Raw genomic sequence first — 17,037 nt, forward strand, 5'->3', positions numbered from 1 at the left:
TCTATGAACCCGTGATGGGTTCTTTGCTGCAAGTGGTGAATCTATGGAAAAATTACGTCTGGCTTTGTCTGCCGGTTATATCAACGGACAGTGGGTTGCGGCCGAGAGCGGGGCAAGCGTCCCGGTGGCGAACCCGGCGACCGGCGAAGTGATCACCCATGTGCCGGACATGGGGCCCCATGAAGCGGAAGCGGCGGTGCTGGCGGCCGATGCCGCGTTTCAACGCTGGCGTAAAACGACGGCCAAGCACCGGGCCGGATTGCTCAGAGCCTGGTTTAATTTAATGGTTGAACATGCCGAGGAACTGGCGCGGCTGCTGACGTCCGAACAGGGAAAGCCTTACAAGGAAGCCTACGGCGAAGTGCTTTACGGTGCTTCTTTCATTGAGTGGTTTGCCGAAGAAGCTAAACGAACTTACGGCGATCATATTCCTTCGGCGATGCCGGGCACCCGTTATTTGACGCTGAAGCAGCCGGTCGGGGTGGTCACCGCCATTACCCCGTGGAATTTCCCGATTGCAATGATCACCCGCAAAGTTGCGCCGGCCCTGGCGGCGGGCTGTACCGTGGTGGTGAAACCGGGGGAAGATACCCCACTGTGCGCCCTGGCGATGGCCAAACTGGCGGAGCTGGCTGGGATCCCGGCCGGGGTGATCAACGTGGTGACGACCGCAAACCCTGCCCCCGTCGGCGAAGTGCTTTGTACTCACCCCTTGGTGCGAAAAGTCTCTTTTACCGGTTCAACACCGGTCGGAAAACACATCTTGCGTCAGGCCGCCGATACGGTGAAGAAAGTGTCGATGGAGCTGGGCGGCAACGCGCCGTTTATGGTGTTTGACGATGCCGATCTCGACAAAGCGGTGCAGGGCGCGCTGATCTCCAAATATCGCAATGCCGGGCAAACCTGCGTATGTACCAACCGGTTGTATGTGCACGATGCCGTATACGATCAGTTCATGGCCCGTTACATCGAAGCGGTGAGCCGGTTGAAGGTTGGGGATGGCCTGGCGGAAGGCACGGATATTGGCCCGCTGATCAATGCGCGCGCGATTACTAAGGTTGACAATTTAGTGGCGGAAGCGGTTTGCCAGGGGGCCAATTTGGTTCTGGGCGGCGCAGTGTCCGATGTCGGCCCACAATTCTATCAGCCGACGATACTGACCGATGTCACCGAACAGATGGCCATTGCGCATCAGGAGCTGTTCGGGCCGGTCACCACGGTATTTCGGTTTAACGACGAAGCCGATGTGGTTCGCCGCGCGAATGATACGCCTTTTGGTCTGGCAGCCTATTTCTATACCCGTGACCACAGCCGGATTTGGCGGGTCAGTGAAGCACTGGAATACGGGATAGTCGGGATCAACGAAGGTATTATTTCCACCGAAGTGGCGCCGTTCGGGGGGGTGAAAGAGTCCGGGTGTGGCCGCGAAGGTTCAAAATACGGCATTGAAGATTATCTGGAAATAAAATATCTCTGCTTAGGGATCGACTCATAATTCCGAATCGTGCTCAACTTTTTTCTCCTGAGCTTGTGTTGCGTCATGCCCCATTCCGTTTTTTGTCGTGACGTCTTTGGCGATACCTTGAAGGTATCGCCTTTTTTGTATGGCCTCTTATCACATTTTATGGAGAGGAATGATGACGTTGGTTTGTATTGACTGGCTTGATGGTATCTATATGACATGCATCGCATAAGATGCATGTAAAATGAAAATTTGCTTCAGGATCTTCGGACGAGGCGTATAAATACATTCCGCATATAAAACTCACATCATAACAAGACTACTTCCGGTCTGAGGCATGTTGCTTCGGGCTGATGACGCGTTTGTTCACAGAGGCGGAAATATATGAGAAAGGAATGGGGTTATCTTTTACTGACAGCGGTGTTAAGTGGCTGCGGTGGTGGTGATACGCCAAAACCGGAGCAGCCGAAAGATGACGGCGGGACCGTTGTGCCGACCAGTTATCAGGTGACGTTTTCCGGCAAAGTGTTTGCCAAAGCCCAAACGGCGCAGCAACTGACATTTTTCGCCGGTGACACCCAATTGGGCCAGGGGGCCAGTCAGGCAGACGGTACCTACAGCATCGCGTTGACGGTTGATCAATCTGCCTATGATCAACTACAGACGGTTCCGCTCCGTGTGGTGGCCTCGGCTGGAGATATTCAGCTGGTAGCCCTGTCTTCAGGTACGTCACCGCAGACGGTCAAATCGCTCACTCGCAGTGTAAATCTTTCCAGTTTCAGTACGGCAGCCTATGTACTCGCGGATCTGGATCAGGATGGCGTCGTAACGGCGGGTGAGTGGGATACTTATCAGGCCGCGTCCGAGGCCAATCGGGTCAATCCAAACCTGCTGAAATTGGCGACATCCTTTGAAGCCGTAATAGCGGAGCAGATAGAGAGCCCAACGAAATCGGTGCTGCGCTGGTTGCAGGATTTGAAGTCAACGACGGCCTGGGACCAATGGCTGACCGCGCACGAAGCGACGTTAACGACCGTGTGGGAAACAACCAAAACGAATGCGCAATTGCGCCAACAAGCCGGTAACTACCTCAAGGGGAAAGCGCTCGAGGATTTCACGGCCGCCGATGTGCTGGTGAAAGCACCGACGTTGGCGTCCTGTCAACTGATGATTCATATCACAGATGTCGGGGCGAATCCTCATCAGGTCGCCGTTGGCCAGCAGCTTCAGTTGGCGACGGATATCACCGACAATCTGACTGGTAATGTGATCCAGGGAAGAGCCGCTTGGTCGAGCAGCGATGCTCAACGAGTCAACGTCAATGCGACTGGTGGGATTACTGCCAAGGCCGCAGGGAAGGCGGATATCACAGCGCGTTATCAGCATGGGCAAGAGGCTTGCGCGGATGAGATGACCTTGACGGTGATCGGTGTTGATCCGGGGGAGCCGGTGTTGTCTTCGATCCAGTTTCATCGCTGGCCGGGAGCAGTCAACGCAGGAGTGACCATTGCACTTTCCGTTACCGGAACTTGGTCGGATGATACCACCACGGATATTTCCGATCAGGCGGTGTGGCGAGTTGCGCCGGACGACTTGGCTGTAATGAATGGCCATCAGTTGACAGCGCTGAAAGCCGGAGTGGTGACGCTGACGGCCAGTTTCGAAGGCAAGACGGTCACCCAACAGCTGACGATTAAACCGCCGGTGCCAATGCCGCCGGAACTGACCGCCATTGCAATTGAGGGCAGCACTTTGGCGAAGCTGGTTGGTGAGCAGTGGCAACTGACGGCGATGGGCAGCTATGACAACAATAGTAGCGCGAATATTACGGCAGAAGTGGACTGGTTGTCTTCAGATCCCGCGATAGCGACGGTGTCGGCCCAGGGTTTGGTCACGGCGAACGCTGTCGGCACGACATCGATCACGGCGACCAAGGGGGCGGTGTCTCAGCAAATCAACATGACGGTGAAGACGGCTGATCCCGTCGTCGAGGCGTTATCTGTCAACGGTGACTTTAGTGATTTCAATAAAGGGGAATCCACTTCGATTGCGGTGATCGCGGACTACAGTAACGGGCGTATCGAGGATGTCACAAATCAGGTGACCTGGGAGATGAGCCAAGCCGGGATCGTTGAGGTGAGTCAGAGCCGGATCTCCGCGTTGCGTGAAGGTTCTGTAACACTGACGGCAACTTGGACCCTGGCGGGTAAAACCGTACAGGCGACGCTACCGGTGACGGTCCTGCCACCGTCACTCGTCTCGATTGAGCCGAATATTCTGGGTGGCGAACTCAGAATGCAAGAAGGGGAGGTGAGGCGCGCAATTTTTACGGTGACCTTCTCAGATCAGTCGGAAGAGACATACGATAACATCACAATTGCGGCCGATACGGACTCCTCGGGGTTACCGGTGGCGTCGTACAAGAAGATGAATCCGATTTTCGGCTTGATCCGCGCGCAGCGGGCAGGAAATACGACGCTGTCGATTTATGACTTGCCACAGCGGGTGTTGGACCAACTGCCGGTCGAGGTCGTGAAACAGGATCGGGCGGAGGTCAAACTGGTGGTTGATGATAATCCGGATGTTTATCAGTGGCACCGGGAAGTCACCCCGTTTATTGGTGAGCAGTTTATCGTGAGTACGCAAAATGTCTTGTGTGACAATAAGGTCTATCGCTTCAGCCATAAAAGCGTTCCGGTGGACAGCGACTGGAATGCCCAGAGTGTTTTACTCTCGACCTTTGATGGAGATCAGCATACAAACAGCACCTTGGTCTTAGGTACAGCCAATAAGCGAGGGATGATTTCGAATCAAATGGTTGATGGTGGCGGCCATGGCTATTACTTGCTGATCGCCCCTGATGAGCAAGGTGTGAGAGCGTACTATATCTACAATCTGTTTGAGTCACGCAGAGTCTTGCATACGGTGGATCTGACCGGCGCGCCGGGCAGCCTGCTGACAACCGGAGATACGGTACAACCCTTTGGTTTTACTGCTGAAGGTCATCTGACGGTGCTGGATAATACCGATGCCACTAAATTCCAAGTGTATATGTATCGTCCGCAGGCCGGTCAGCCCGGAAAGTTTGAGTGGGTTGCCGGGGATACGGTGGTTGGTGAAGGACTGCGGTTTATTCAGATGCCGAGTGTAACCGAACATCTGGTGCTGTTCGAGCAGGGCAGCACTGCGAATGTGGAACCAAAGTATCACTTTATCAACCGGACAACCGGACAGGTCGATCAGGTCGTTCAATGGCGTTATCCGGATTCGGCTGTCGATACGCATTGTAGTGGGATCACCTTGCTGCCCGGCAGCACACTTGCTGAGCTGAAAGCATTCTGTACCGTGAAAGATGCGGGTAACACTGCTGTTGGGTACTGGCTGTGGGAAGATCTCAGTCAACCGCCGTATGAAATTGCGCTGGATCTGACCGTGGGGGATTCCTACCAAGGGGGCGATTCCCCAATCTTGACCCGGACACCTGACGGAACGTTGCTTGCTACCGGTGGATTTATTCAGGAGCAATATAATTCATGGATGCAACTGCATCAGGTGACTTCTGGCACTGTCGCGACTGAGCCGCTGTATCAAGTGTCGGAGAAGTCGGCGGCGCCGATCTACAGCCAACTGTTCCCGCTGGGTGAGACTGCCAATGTGTTGCAGACCAACCCGAATGTTGAGGGCGAACTGCTGATGCTGACCAATCACGGGATGGCGGTGAAGTCAAAGCCGATGGAAACCTGGGAAACGAATGTGAGTATGTATGATTTGCCGCAGAACATTTCTGAAACGCAGCATTTGTACTACTTGAATAAAACCTGGTACATCATTCCGAATGATCTGACAAAGGATATCTGGCGCTTCCAGATGCGTGATCCAAACGTCGTTCAGAATTAATCCGGTTCAATTCATCGGTCGTCAATCAAGCCAGCCTTCGGGCTGGCTTTTTGTTTTCATGAAGCAGCCCCAGATCCCCAAAAAGGTTTGAGGGCAATAAAACTTTACTTAGATAGAGCGGAATTTATCGATTGTGAACGAATTGTAATGATTGATAACAAGGTGGCAACCCAAAAGCCATTTCCCCGGTCTGCTGCGGGAAGGCAGGCATCAGAGAATGATTACAAGGAGCGATATTCATGCTGAAGACCTTATTCAAGTCACGGAAGAAAAGTGTCAAGCAAACCCTGGCTGGTTATCTGTTGGCGTTTTCCGCCACATTGCCGATGATCCCGGAAGCTGTCGCAGCTGAGCACAACTGGCGTTTCGTGAACCTGTACTCCCGCGGTACCGCCTATGGTGAGGTGTACAAACATTTTGCGGAAAATATTGAAGCCATGTCCGGCGGCCGGATTTCGGTCCAGGTCATGTATGCCGGGGAGGGCGTTGGCCAGACTGGGGTACTGGGGTCGGTGAAATCGGGTCTGATCACTATGGGGGCACCGTTTCAGCCGATGCATGCCGGAGAATTCCCGCCGGGTGTGGTGGAAGTCGGCTTGCCGGGCATGACCGATGATGTGGGTGAACTCAGTGCCCTGTTCCATGAACGGGGGTGGGGTGAGGTGCTGGCCGAAGCGTATGACAAGCAGAATCTGGTCTGGCTGGAGCCCTATATCCAATTGCCGGTATACGTGCTGACCAAGCAGCCGATCAATTCGATTGAAGATTTCAAAGGGATGAAAATCCGCGCGCCGGGTGCCTACGGGAAATTCCTGCGCAAGCTGGGCGCGTCGCCTGCATCGCTGTCCTGGAGTGAGATTTATACCAGCCTGGCCACCGGCGTGATTGACGGCTCGATCGGTAGTAACCTGATTGATCACCGTGACGGAAACCATGTCGAAGTCGCCAAGTATATGTATCCGTTGCCGATCGCCGGGGCCCAGGCGCTGCCGATTGTGGTCAACAAGCAAGCCTGGCGTAAGCTGCCGGACGACCTGAAAGCCATTGTCCGAGGGGCCAGTGCCCAGCATGCCCGTGAGCAGATGACGAAGTCCCGCTTGTGGGAGTCGCAGGCGATAGCCGACATGCAGGCCAAAGGGATGAAATGGAGCCCGCAGCCAAGTGAAGCCGATGTTCGGCAGTGGAACGCAGCCGCCAATTCGCTGTGGAGCGAGTACGCGACATCCGATAAATACAGCAGCCGTCTGGTGACAATCCTTCAGCAGTAACATGTTGCCCGGTTGGTTTGTTCGCGACCGGGCACGGCCAGGGGCGGTAAGCCCCTGAGTTGTCTCAGCCTACACCCTGGTCTGAGCCGGGGTGCGGGAGTGAAAAGGTTCTGCTGTAAGGATGAGTGTTATGTTAAAAATGGCAATACGAGGCGTTTGCCTGACAATCAATCGACTGGTGTTTTGGGTGGGGGCATCCGCATCTGTCCTGATGCCTTTTCTGGCCCTGACGGTGGCATTTGAAGTGTTCTCCCGGTATGTCTTGGGGGCGCCGACCATCTGGGCGTACGATGTTTCCCTGTTTCTGTTTGGCTATATTGCCGCCCTGGGTGGTGCGCTGGCGCAGCAAAGAAAGGCCCATATCAACGTCGACGTGCTGTATCTGTCGGTCCCGCCGCGCATCAAAGCCCTGTTTAACCTCTTTTCGTATATGCTGGCGATGTTTTTCCTGGCGGTAGTGCTGAAGATGAGCTTCGGTAAATTTGAAGAGGCCATTGAGTTTAACTATCGTCGCCAGTCGGAATGGGCGCCGAGTATGACGCATTTCTGGGTCATGATGATGGTCGCCTGTGGGGTGTTTTTGCTGCAGTACCTCAGCGATCTGATACAGGATGTCTATTTTCTGATGACAGGACGAGATGTACTGGCATCGCCCTCTGAAGTGGTTGAACAACAAGGCCATTATCTGACGGCCGGGGAGGATGCATGAGTATTGAATTGCTGACCCTTGCTTTGCTGGGCTGCATCCTGGTGAGTTTTGCCCTCGGGGCACCGGTCGGACTGGCACTCGGCGGCATTGCCATGGGGGCCGGTTACCTGACCTGGGGAGAAGGGATTTTCAACCTGATCCCGACGACCATTGAGAGCAACTTCTTCAGCTTCATTTTGCTGGCGATCCCGTTGTATATCTACATGGGCCAGTTGCTGACCCGCTCCGGGATTGGTGATGCGATGTTCAATGCCAGCCAGATGGTGATTGGTAAAATACGCGGATCACTGGCGATTAGCGTGATCGGTGTGTGCTCGATGATCGGCGCCATGGTGGGGATCATCGGGGCCGGGATCATGACCTCGGGCAGTATTGCGCTCAAGCCGATGCTTGAACGGGGCTATGACAAGCGCTTGGCGCTTGGGGTGATCATGGCCGGCGGCGGGCTGGGTATCCTGATCCCGCCCAGTATCCCGATGATTATGTACTCGGCCACCACTCAGAATTCGGTCGGGCGGATGTTCATCGCGGCGATTGTCCCGGCGCTGATGTCCATTACCTTGTTGGTGGTGTACGTGATCATCAGCTGTAAGCTCAATCCGGCTAAGGCACCGCTGGGAACCGGCCAGGAAAGCCGGATGAGCCCGAAACAAAAAGTACGCACGGCGCGGGATGGACTGTTCTCCCTGTTGCTGATCATTGCGGTGCTGGGCAGCATTATCACCGGCATCGCCACGCCGACCGAATCGGGCGCAATCGGGGTGATCGGCGCGATTCTCCTGGCGGTGCTCTTTAAGCGTTTCCGGCTGGAGATGTTCAAATCCTCTGGATTTGAAACGGCGATGCTGGTCAGTGTTTCGATGTGGATCATTCTCGGCGCGTCGGTGTTCAGCAATTTCCATATGCTGAGCGGGGTACAGAATATGGTCGCCCAGTTCACCCAGGACTTAGGTTTGTCGCCTTTGGGGGTGGTGATTCTGATGCAGGTGATCATGCTGCTGCTCGGCTTTATCATTGATGAGTTGATCATCGTCCTGATGTGTGCGCCGCTGTTTACCCCGATTGTGGTTTCATTGGGTTATGATCCGATCTGGTTCGGTATTCTGATGATCCTCAATATCGAAATCGCGGTGCAGACCCCGCCTTACGGCTTTGCCCTGTTCTACCTGAAAGGGATTGCGCCGCCGGGGGTGACCATGATGGATATCTATCGCTCGATCCTGCCGTTTGTATTGCTCAAGCTGTGTGTGCTCTTCACCTGTATGCTGTTCCCGGAAGTGGTGTTGTGGTTACCGAACCTGATTATGGGGGCCAATTGATGTTCCCGCGCGAGCGGAGCACGTGCTGAACAGCGGCGCCTCCGGGCGCTGCTTTGCTTTCCGAGGTGGGAGGCAGGCAACATGATGAAGCGATTAAACAAGGTTTTAGCTGAGATTTGTGATCCCAAAGCAGGGCGGATCCGGCTGGCTCTGGCAAGATGATTGGATTCATCCTGAGCGCGAATGAGGGCCTTGCATGCAACAAATCGGAACAGATCTCTGGGTACATGAAGATGCCATGTCGTTAGTCGGGGTCCGGCTGGGTTTGCGGATGACCATCGTGAAACTGGCCGATGGCGGGGTGTGGATTCACTCTCCGACGGCGTTGTCGTCGCAACTCAAAGCTGAGGTGGATGCCATTGGTCCCGTGACCGCGATTGTCGCCGCCAGCAACAACCACAGCCTGTGGCTACAGGATTGGTGCGAAGCTTATCCGGAAGCGGAGGCTTATGTCAGTGCCGGGATCCCGCGCAGCGTCCCGCTGTCAAACTATCACATTCTGCAACCCGGGCTGGACAACCCGTGGCCGGAGGATTTTACCTGGGCAACTATGCCGGGCGTGCCTGTATTCAACGAAACGGTTTTCTTCCATGACAAAACTCAGTCGCTAATTGTGACCGACCTGATCCAGAATCATCCCGAAACGACGCCTTCCGGCTTTGCCGGGATCATGAGCAAATATGTGTTTCAGCCAATCGGGTTTAAAGGGGTTTGTGTTGCGCCCCCGTTGAAATGGGGGATCATCCGCAAAGACAAATCCGGCTTTGCCTATTTTATCCGTACGGTGTCCGGTTGGGACTTTACCCGCATTATCGTTACCCACGGCGATATCATTGAAGAGAACGCCAAGTCTGTGTTTACCAATCTTTGCCAGCGGTTCACTCGCTGACAGAGTTTGGATTGGGCTCTTTTCGAATATCCGCATGCCAGCCACTGGCGATAAAATCAATCAATTGCCGGACAACCGGCAATTGATAACTGCGCGACAGGTAGACCGCCCATAAAGTGCTGCCGGGGACGTGATACTCGGGCAGCAGTCCAATCAGCTTTCCCTGACGGATCCACGGATTGGCCATATCGCAGGGCAGGCGGGCGACCCCTTTCCCCTTGAGCGCGGCTTGAGTCAGGGTGCCGACATCATTGGCTCTGAGGTTGCCGGTGACCGCAACCGTCTGGGGGTGATTATCCCGGATAAAGGTCCATCGCGATGCTTTGAGATGAACGAAACAGTTGTGTTGGCTTAAATCCGAGGGTGACTCTGGAGCCGGATATTGCTGCAGATATTCGGGTGAGGCGCACACCACGGAATCAATGTGCATCAGTCGGCGGGCAATGAGGTTGTCATCAGGCTGGTCGGTATAACGCAGCGCAATATCCACCCGCTCATCCACCAGTTGGGAAAAATGATCCGAGGCCAGGATTTCGATGGTGACATCCGGGTGTTGATCGGTAAATCGAGTCACGACATCCAGCAACAGGTGCTGAGCCAGGCCGATGGGAGAGGCGATCCGGATAGTGCCGGACAACTGCTGGCTCCGGCTGAGCGCCGAGACTTCCAGCGCTGCAGTTTCGTCTAGAATACGTTCACAGTGGATCAGGGCTTCTTCCCCTGCACTGGTCAGGCTGACTTTGCGGGTGGTGCGATGCAGCAGGCGCTGTTGTAGCCAGGATTCAACTTCCTGAACATGTCGTGAAACCTGTAACCGGCTCAGCGCCAGATGATCAGCAGCCTTCGTAAAGCTCCCGGTTTCAGCCACCTCAATGAAACTGCGGATTGCGGTGAGTTTGTCCATCTCGTTCTCTATTTGTATCTCTGATTGATACAATCTACATCATAACTGCACATTTATCGCCCCGTGATGAGCAATTAGACTGCAAGGGTCGTTAATTGAAACGGAAATATCGGGAGAAAATGATGCAAAAGACAATCGATGCAAACCAAAGCCAGCAAACGAGAAAAAGCCAGAAAGTTGCCGTTCTCGGTGCTTCCGGCTGGATTGGCAGTCATCTTGTGAATGAAGCCGTGTCCCGTGGGCATGAGGTGATCGCACTGGTTCGGGATGCGGAAAAATTCTCCGTTGCAGGTGTTCAAGTACGCCAGTTCGATTTGCTGGATACTCAGGCGGATTTAGCCACCGCGGTACAAGGAGCGGATGTAGTGATTGCCGCGGTGGGTGGTCGTGCTGCAGGGAACCATGAGTTGGTTGCACAAACGGCGCAGCGCCTGCTGGCGACGTTGCCGGAAGCGGGTGTGTCGCGCTTGCTCTGGGTCGGTGGCGCGGGCTCGCTTGAAGTAGCGCCGGGCGTGACTTTGCTGAGCGTGCCTGAGTTTCCGGACGCGTATCGCGCGGAAGCCCAAGCGCAGGGCGAAGCGCTCGCGGTGTTTCGTCAGAGCGACAGCCCGATCGCCTGGACCTTTGTCAGCCCGGCTGCCGAAATCTTCCCGGGAGAAAAACAAGCGCCCTATCGAGTGGGCGGTGAGCAACTGCTGACCGATGCCGACGGCAACAGCCGAATTTCGGTCAGTGACTATGCGATGGCCATGGTTGATGAGCTGGAAGCCGAGCAGTATCCGAACCAGCGTATTGGCGTGGCGTACTAATACCAATCGTAGTAAATAACTGGTCATCCTAGCTTGTTAAAACGCTCGATAACTGCGTTAGAATTTTTGATTGTAGAATAACTACTGATCGAAAAATTCCGCCTTGTTCTCAAACGTTTTTCCTGCGCTATTTCTGATCACTTACTTACTGTGATTGGTATAACAGCGAGCCCCCGGCCTTGCCTGAGGTCGAGGTTGAGGTTGGGGTCGAGGTTGGTGGCTCGCTGCCGGTTGCGGCAAAAAAAACGGACCGTGGTCGCCCACGGTCCGTTTTGCTTTTGGGTTCAATCAGTTCGGGGAGGGTACCTACACCAATCCCAGGGCATGATTGATTTGCTCGATTTCATCGCGCCAGGCTTGCTGAAGCTTGGGCTTCTGATGCTTGGCCTTGCGGGCTTGATCCTCGGTCAGCCAGGTTTCCAGTGTCACCAGCCGTTCAAGCAGTCGTTCGTCCTCGCGGATGACCGCTGCGCCGCCTGAAACCGGTACCGAGCCCCCGAAATCAGGGGCGGGGTGGACCACATCGTCAGCACCCGGCATCGCATCGTGGCCGGCGAGACGCTCGTACAGCGGTGCCAAGTCGTGCCACTCTTCCAGCTTACCGTCATGTACCAGCCAGAACCGGTTGCAACTTTGCTCGATCAGGGCGCGATCGTGGCTGACCAACAGGCAACCGCCGGCAAAAGTTTGCAGGGTTTCAGCCAGCTCCTCTTTGCCTTCCAAATCCAGGTGGTTGGTTGGCTCATCGAGAAACAGCAGGTGGTATTTCGCCAGAGTTAAGCCGACAAACAGCAGCCGGGAACGCTCGCCGCCACTGAGGGTGGCAACCGGCTCCTGATGGCGGATATACGCAAAACCGGCACTGATCAGCGCCATTTTGCGCAACTCATCGGTCAGCGGCGCGAACGGCCGCAGCGTATCCAGCAGGGTGTCCTGATCTTGTAGCTGCGCCAGGCGCTGATCGTAGTAACCCAACCTGAGCTGCGGATGGAAAGCCAGCTCAGGCGTCTGAATACGGCCCGTACTGCTATCCTCATCGGTGATGAAGTCCTGATAATGCTGCCACAACAGGCGCAGCAGGGAAGACTTCCCGGAACCGTTACGGCCCAGGATCGCGACCCGATCCCCGCTTTTGAGCTGCTGGCTGATCACCTCGAACAGCGGTTCAGCCTCCGGGGCAGGCCGTACTTCAAGCGCTGTCATACTCAGCAGGCGGTTCGCGGGCAGTGATTCCCCTTTCAGGGTCAGTTGCCACGGCGTTCCGGCCGTCAGCTGGGTTTGGCTGTCTTTCAGTCGGTCGACCCGTTTGTCCATCTGCTTGGCTTTACGGGCCAGATCTTCGTTGTCGTAGACCTTGCCCCAGGTGGCCAACCGCTTGGCGCTTTTTTCCAGCCGGTCGATCTCCTTTTGCTCTGACAAGTGGCGGTGTTCATCGGCTCGATCCTGCTCTGCCAGGGCTTGCCGGGCTTGCGAGCAAGGCAGACGGAAGAACTGCAGCTGTTTGTCGCGCATGATCCAGGTGCAGTTGGTTACCCGGTCGAGCAGATACTGATCGTGGGAGACCAGGACAAAGCTGCCTTTCCAGTGGATCAGGAATGTTTCCAGCCACAGCAGGGTGGGCAGATCCATATGGTTACTCGGCTCGTCGAGCAACAACAGATCAGGTTGGCGGATCAATGCCCGGGCTAACAGCAACCGGGTATGTTGGCCGCCGCTCAGGGTACCGGCAGTGAGCGACCAGTCCTGCTCGGTAAAGCCCATGTCTGCCAGCAGCACTTCTGCGCGCCAGCGCTCTGCCAGTCGCTCAGTTGGCGGCAAACGGTCAATCACCGCATCCAGCATGGTGACCTGATTCAACTCGGCAGGCAGATGTTGCTCGACCCGTTCAATCAGGCAGTGGCCGGCACGGATCAGTTGACCGTGAAACTCACCGATGGTGCCATCCAGCAGTTTCAGCAGGGTACTTTTGCCGCAGCCGTTATGGCCGATGAGGCCAATGCGATCGCCTTGATTCAGGGTGAAAGAAACCGCTTCAAGGAGAGATCCTGAAGTGACGTGATAAGAAATCGATTGTGCAGTTAGTAAAGTGCTCATGGCTTACTCAAGAATTGCGGGCACAGCGTTTCGGCTCAAAAAATGAGATAAAAAACCTGCGCCATCGTCAAACAAAGCTGACGACAACCCGGTAAGCGTGAGTGAAGATTACGCGTTGATGTTGATGGCTTCGCTCAAGCTCTGGTTATCGCAGCACGATATCGCAAAAACTTGAGTGGTTTCGAATACCAAAGAATTGTGCGAGATGGATTGCACACAAGATCATAAGTTTACCTCCTTTATTTTGTCAGTTAATCAATGTGTTGCATTGTAGGCGGGAATGAGAGAATTAACAACTAATTAACAGCGTGACTTCGGCAGATTGGGAGGTCACCGTCATTTGTTGCGTGAGAATAATTGGTATGCACCTGTTGCGGCGTTCTCCGGTTCGGTTTAGGGTAAACGGCGGTTTTGGGGGAGTTACAGATTGAATCACTTTGACTATAACCTGCTTCGGGTGCTGGAAGTACTGCTTGAGGAGCAGAGCGTGACTGCGGCGGCAGCACGGCTGCACTTGAGCCAGTCGGCGGTGAGCAAGCAACTGGCCAAACTGCGGGAGACCTTCAGCGATCCTTTGTTTGAGAGAACGGCACATGGCTTGCGGGCGACACCGCGGGCTAAAGCGTTGGCGCCGCAGCTGCGGGTGCTGTTGCAGCAGCTGGAACAGTTTACCCGGCCGAATGCGTTCGATCCGGCGCTCAGCCGCCGTGAGTTTCGGATTGATATGGTCGAGGCGGCGTACTCACTGACTTATCCCTGTTTTATGCCGGAACTTCTGGCACTGGCTCCCAATCTTCGGCTCAGCAGTCAGATCTGGAGCCAGGATAGCCTGGAAAAGCTGCTTCGCTGTGACATAGATATGGCGATTTGTATTCGGGAGTGGGATGAGCGCTCGCCGCTGCATGTTAGTCAGATCCCGCCGGAGCTCAATTATGTCGCGCTGGTGCGGGATCATCCGATTTGCATCATGCGGGCGGATCACCCGTTATTTGAGGAGCCCTGGGGGCTTGAGACGTTTCTGAACTATCGCCATTTGCAGGTCAGTTTTGGCGGGGTCGAGCACTGGCTGCTGGATGACGTACTGGCGCGCGAAAAACGTCAGCGGGATATTGCGGTGAACATGGCCGAGTTTCACAGTGCACTACGGTTGTGTGAAAGCAGCGATTTGATCATGAGCGCTCCGGCCAAATATGCCGCGACCATGATGGGGAATTTCAACGTGCGGAGCCTGGACGTCCCGGTCGACCTGGTGCCCGGGGCTTATGTGCTGATGTGGCACCAGCATTATGATTTGGACCCGAGCCATCGCTGGCTGCGCTCCCTGATGATCGATCAGGTCCATGCCCGGTATCCGGCGTAACCGGGCTGTGCTGTGTCGTGTTGAGTTGTGGTGAACTGCGATGAAGCGCCGGTGTAGACCACCGATGTAAACCAACTGTGTGCGCTGTCTGGGTTGCCTACACGGCAGTGACCGTGATCGGGAAAGGTTTGTCTGGGGTCAGGAGCGGCATCGCCGACGTGATATTGCCCTCCAGCCATGACCAGGCATCCTTGGGAAGGATCAGGGCCGGCATCCGGTCGTGGTAAGGGCGACAGGCCTCATCCGGGGATGTCGTCAACGTGACCAGCTCCGGCATGTCACCGGGAAACCAGATCCCTGCCATATAAAACGGGCGGCTCTCGGCATGGCCGAACCGGTATTTCTGTTTGCGTGGGCCGCCTTCATCATGCCATTCATACCAGCCGCTGCAGGGGATCAGGCAGCGATGGTTTTGCATCGCATGGTGAAACAGTTTCTTCTCATTCACGGTTTCGGCCCGGGCATTGATGATCTGTTTTTTCGCCCAGTCCGGTTTGATCCCCCATATTGACTCTTGCTGTTCCAGCTGGCCCTGCTGATAAATAATGGTGGCGATCTGCTGGCTGGGGCGAATATCCGGGCTGGCTTGGGCACTGAAGGCACAGCCAATGTCGTCACGGACCATTTGATTGAAGGTATCGCCGGAAATAATGAATCGTCCACACATGGGGCGTTCCTCCTGGCTTGAATCGGTACGGCTGATCGTCGGTGAAAGTGCCGGGACAATCTTGCGCCAATATCAGCTATTTCAGTATGGGCACAGGCGGGAGCTGTGTAAAATTCGCGCGATCCCAGGCCCGCAGGCAAAGTGGCCTGCACAATTGCCAAGCTTGTGGCCTGAAGGCAATTGTTTGGGCGGCATTGAGCCTATATGCTTGAGTGGTAGCATCAATATCTGACTTGAAGGACTTTCCATGCAAGAGAATGAACTCCAGAGTGCCGTGAGTGAGCTGCTGGCCAGCGATCTTGACCCGACCACCCAGCAGGCGGTGATTGAACAATTTGAACAGGAAAAGTCACCCACTGAGCTTGCCTTGTTGCTGGAGTCCTTGCCGCAGGAAGATCGTCTGGAGACCTGGAAACAGATTTCCGATGCGATCAAGGCGACAGTGCTGGTGGAAATGCGCCTTGATGCCAGCAAGACGATCATTGATTCGCTGGACGAGCCGAGCCTGTTGGCGCTCTTTACCGGCATTGATGCCGATACCTTGCTGGAGCTGCAGGACAATCTGCCGGATCACCTGCTGGAAGAAGTGATCCAACGGATGGATGAGGAGCAGCAGCAACGCTTCTCCACCGCCCAGCAATTCTCGGATGACGAAGTCGGTCACTGGTGTGATCACCAACCGCTGGTAGTGCCGGCGAAAACCAAAATTAAAGTCGTGCAGCGGCTGGTCCGGCGCATGATGCCGGCGCATAGTAATGCGATTTTTCTGGTGGATCAGCGCGGGAACTGGGAAGGCGCGGTGCGGTTCAACAAATTGATTGGCGCTGATCCCCTGTTGCGGGTCTCGGAGCTGGCGGAGCCTGAGTTTCCGACCCTGAATGCCAAAGAGGACGTGTATATCGCGGCAAATAAGGTGGCCAGTAGTGCGGAGTCGGCCTTGCCGGTGATTAGTGACGGGGGGATGCTGATTGGTCGCCTGGATATCGGCAGCGCCTATGAGTTGCAGGCCGAGCGAGCCGAGTCGCAAATCATGGCCACTGCGGGTCTGGATGAAGATGAAGATCTGTTCTCCAGCGTGCGTAAAAGTGCCAAGAATCGGGCCATCTGGCTGGGGATCAACCTGTTAACGGCCTTCCTGGCTTCCTGGTTTATCGGTCTGTTTGAAGCCACGCTGCAACAGGTGGTGGCGTTGGCGGTGTTGATGCCGATTGTTGCCTCCATGGGTGGGATTGCCGGCAGCCAGACCCTGACGCTGATTGTGCGCGGTCTGGCCCTCGGGCAGATCTCCCGGGCCAACCTCAAGCCGCTGCTGAGCAAAGAGATGAAGGTCGGCGCCCTGAACGGGGTACTGTGGGCGATTATCATTGGTCTGGTGGCCGGGTTCTGGTTTGACAGCCTGATGCTCGGCGGGGTAATTGGCATGGCAATTATTGCCAATATTATCTCTGCTGCGCTGGCCGGGGTATTCGTGCCAGTGCTGCTGGACAAGCTGAAAATTGACCCGGCGCTGTCCGGCTCGGTGATCCTGACCACGGTGACCGATATTATCGGCTTTGTGGCCTTTCTTGGCTTGGGAACCTTGCTGCTGCTCTAGGGGAGAGCCAAAACAAGCCGACAAACATTCGTTCCAAGAGGTGGTCTGAGGCCACCTCTTGTCGT

General features: G+C 55.3%; 12 protein-coding genes. 9 read left to right on the plus strand and 3 right to left on the minus strand.

Annotated elements, in window-relative coordinates; all coding sequences use genetic code 11:
• Positions 1-43 precede the first annotated feature (43 nt).
• From NH461_RS24025 to NH461_RS24050, 6 genes are all read left to right on the plus strand, one after another.
• The gene (locus NH461_RS24025; RefSeq protein WP_261603476.1) at positions 44-1,495 is read left to right on the plus strand and encodes an NAD-dependent succinate-semialdehyde dehydrogenase; all 1,452 of its coding nucleotides are present in this window, start codon (positions 44-46) and stop codon (positions 1,493-1,495) included.
• 351 nt (positions 1,496-1,846) lie between these two features.
• The gene (locus tag NH461_RS24030) at positions 1,847-5,359 is read left to right on the plus strand and encodes an Ig-like domain-containing protein (protein WP_261603477.1); all 3,513 of its coding nucleotides are present in this window, start codon (positions 1,847-1,849) and stop codon (positions 5,357-5,359) included.
• 239 nt (positions 5,360-5,598) lie between these two features.
• Positions 5,599-6,627: a TRAP transporter substrate-binding protein gene (locus NH461_RS24035; protein ID WP_261603478.1), complete on the plus strand. Its 1,029-nt coding sequence runs from the start codon at positions 5,599-5,601 to the stop codon at positions 6,625-6,627.
• 130 nt (positions 6,628-6,757) lie between these two features.
• Complete coding sequence (locus tag NH461_RS24040) at positions 6,758-7,336, plus strand: TRAP transporter small permease subunit (protein ID WP_261603479.1); 579 nt, start codon at positions 6,758-6,760, stop codon at positions 7,334-7,336.
• On the plus strand, positions 7,333-8,655 hold the full coding sequence (locus NH461_RS24045; RefSeq protein WP_261603480.1) for a TRAP transporter large permease subunit: 1,323 nt from the start codon (positions 7,333-7,335) through the stop codon (positions 8,653-8,655). The genes NH461_RS24040 and NH461_RS24045 overlap by 4 nt, the downstream gene beginning before the upstream one ends.
• A gap of 196 nt (positions 8,656-8,851) precedes the next feature.
• Positions 8,852-9,544, plus strand: coding sequence for a DUF4336 domain-containing protein (locus tag NH461_RS24050; protein WP_261603481.1), 693 nt, complete (start codon positions 8,852-8,854; stop codon positions 9,542-9,544).
• On the opposite strand, the gene NH461_RS24055 is transcribed toward NH461_RS24050, so the two are convergent.
• Positions 9,534-10,448, minus strand: a complete 915-nt coding sequence (locus NH461_RS24055; protein ID WP_261603482.1) for a LysR family transcriptional regulator — start codon at positions 10,446-10,448, stop codon at positions 9,534-9,536. The genes NH461_RS24050 and NH461_RS24055 overlap by 11 nt on opposite strands.
• 122 nt (positions 10,449-10,570) lie before the next feature.
• Between NH461_RS24055 and NH461_RS24060 the strand changes: the two genes are divergently transcribed.
• Positions 10,571-11,257, plus strand: a complete 687-nt coding sequence (locus NH461_RS24060) for an NAD(P)-dependent oxidoreductase (RefSeq protein WP_261604625.1) — start codon at positions 10,571-10,573, stop codon at positions 11,255-11,257.
• A 306-nt stretch (positions 11,258-11,563) separates the two neighbouring features.
• Here NH461_RS24060 and NH461_RS24065 read toward each other — a convergent pair whose 3' ends face one another.
• Entirely contained in the window at positions 11,564-13,351 is a 1,788-nt protein-coding gene (locus NH461_RS24065; RefSeq protein ID WP_261603483.1) for an ABC-F family ATP-binding cassette domain-containing protein, read from the minus strand.
• A gap of 427 nt (positions 13,352-13,778) precedes the next feature.
• Between NH461_RS24065 and NH461_RS24070 the strand changes: the two genes are divergently transcribed.
• Positions 13,779-14,711 (plus strand): LysR family transcriptional regulator, encoded by a 933-nt coding sequence (locus NH461_RS24070; RefSeq protein WP_261603484.1) that lies wholly within the window; start codon positions 13,779-13,781, stop codon positions 14,709-14,711.
• Between the two features lie 97 nt (positions 14,712-14,808).
• Here the strand turns inward: NH461_RS24070 and NH461_RS24075 are convergent, their stop codons facing one another.
• On the minus strand, positions 14,809-15,378 hold the full coding sequence (locus tag NH461_RS24075) for an SOS response-associated peptidase (protein ID WP_261603485.1): 570 nt from the start codon (positions 15,376-15,378) through the stop codon (positions 14,809-14,811).
• A 247-nt stretch (positions 15,379-15,625) separates the two neighbouring features.
• Here NH461_RS24075 and NH461_RS24080 point away from each other — a divergent pair, with 247 nt between their 5' ends.
• Positions 15,626-16,972 carry a magnesium transporter gene (locus NH461_RS24080; RefSeq protein ID WP_261603486.1) on the plus strand — a complete coding sequence of 449 codons (1,347 nt, stop codon included), beginning with the start codon at positions 15,626-15,628 and terminating at the stop codon, positions 16,970-16,972.
• Positions 16,973-17,037: the final 65 nt, after the last annotated feature.

The organism is Photobacterium sp. TY1-4 (assembly GCF_025398175.1).
Taxonomy (GTDB): Bacteria; Pseudomonadota; Gammaproteobacteria; order Enterobacterales; family Vibrionaceae; genus Photobacterium.

Coding starts and splice junctions, on each gene's coding strand:
- NH461_RS24080 (WP_261603486.1), top strand. CDS start 15,626: ATGCAAGAGAATGAACTCCAGAGTGCCGTGAGTGAGCTGCTGGCCAGC.
- NH461_RS24055 (WP_261603482.1), bottom strand. CDS start 10,448: ATGGACAAACTCACCGCAATCCGCAGTTTCATTGAGGTGGCTGAAACC.
- NH461_RS24035 (WP_261603478.1), top strand. CDS start 5,599: ATGCTGAAGACCTTATTCAAGTCACGGAAGAAAAGTGTCAAGCAAACC.
- NH461_RS24045 (WP_261603480.1), top strand. CDS start 7,333: ATGAGTATTGAATTGCTGACCCTTGCTTTGCTGGGCTGCATCCTGGTG.
- NH461_RS24040 (WP_261603479.1), top strand. CDS start 6,758: ATGTTAAAAATGGCAATACGAGGCGTTTGCCTGACAATCAATCGACTG.
- NH461_RS24075 (WP_261603485.1), bottom strand. CDS start 15,378: ATGTGTGGACGATTCATTATTTCCGGCGATACCTTCAATCAAATGGTC.
- NH461_RS24065 (WP_261603483.1), bottom strand. CDS start 13,351: ATGAGCACTTTACTAACTGCACAATCGATTTCTTATCACGTCACTTCA.
- NH461_RS24050 (WP_261603481.1), top strand. CDS start 8,852: ATGCAACAAATCGGAACAGATCTCTGGGTACATGAAGATGCCATGTCG.
- NH461_RS24060 (WP_261604625.1), top strand. CDS start 10,571: ATGCAAAAGACAATCGATGCAAACCAAAGCCAGCAAACGAGAAAAAGC.
- NH461_RS24025 (WP_261603476.1), top strand. CDS start 44: ATGGAAAAATTACGTCTGGCTTTGTCTGCCGGTTATATCAACGGACAG.
- NH461_RS24030 (WP_261603477.1), top strand. CDS start 1,847: ATGAGAAAGGAATGGGGTTATCTTTTACTGACAGCGGTGTTAAGTGGC.